This window comes from Pedococcus sp. P1_H8 (genome assembly GCF_056405175.1).
In genome coordinates this window covers 1-622 of the sequence record NZ_JBFUCP010000058.1, presented here as the reverse complement: position 1 = coordinate 622, position 622 = coordinate 1, and the positions used below count along the sequence as shown (strand labels likewise).

The 622-nt window shown below is 72.3% G+C and carries 2 protein-coding genes; one reads left to right on the top strand and one right to left on the bottom strand.

Annotation, left to right across the window (positions count from 1 at the left end):
- The coding region (locus AC1DYG_RS18805) for an oxygenase MpaB family protein (RefSeq protein ID WP_477641392.1) at positions 1 to 272 on the bottom strand (272 nt) is incomplete at its 3' end.
- Positions 273 to 383: 111 nt separating this feature from the next.
- Here AC1DYG_RS18805 and AC1DYG_RS18800 point away from each other — a divergent pair.
- On the top strand, positions 384 to 622 hold a 239-nt coding region (locus AC1DYG_RS18800; RefSeq protein ID WP_477641391.1), incomplete at its 3' end, for a TetR/AcrR family transcriptional regulator.

The following is a 622-nucleotide window of genomic DNA, read 5'->3' as shown; positions in this document are numbered from 1 at the left end:
GTGTCGCCGACCGCGACGATCAGGAAGTAGGAGAGGGTGCCGTCGAGACGGCCGCGCGGATCCAGGTAGATCCCGCGGGCATCGGCGACCGCGGCCGTGAGGAACGGGTCGAAGTGCTCGAGGGTGACCGCGCGCTGGAATCCGAGCAGCGCGGTCGGGTGCGTCCACGCCTTCCAGGTCGGCGACCCCGGCCCGAAGAACCCGTGGTCCTCGCGGCGGCGCGACGGGTCGAACGGCCAGCCGCGGCCGGCCATCGTGCGGGGTTCGCTCATGGTGTTCTCCTGCCGAGGGCGGCCGCGGTGGTGCCGCCGGCCGGGAGTGAATACAACGCGACCGTAGCAATGGTCGATCGCAAATACAACGGATGCGTAGGATCGGCTCCCGTGACGACGCGACCCCAGTCGGCAACCCCGGCGGACCGGCCCCGGCGCAAGTACGCGCCGCGGCTACCCCCGGAGCAGCGCCGCGCGCAACTGCTTGACGCCGCCTTCGAGGTGACCCGCCGGTCCGGTCTGCATGACCTCAGCAGGGAGGCCGTCGCGGACGCGGCGGGCGTGGGGAAGCCCGTGCTGTACACGGTCTTCCGCACCCGCGCGGACCTGGTCGAGGCGCTGCTGCAGCG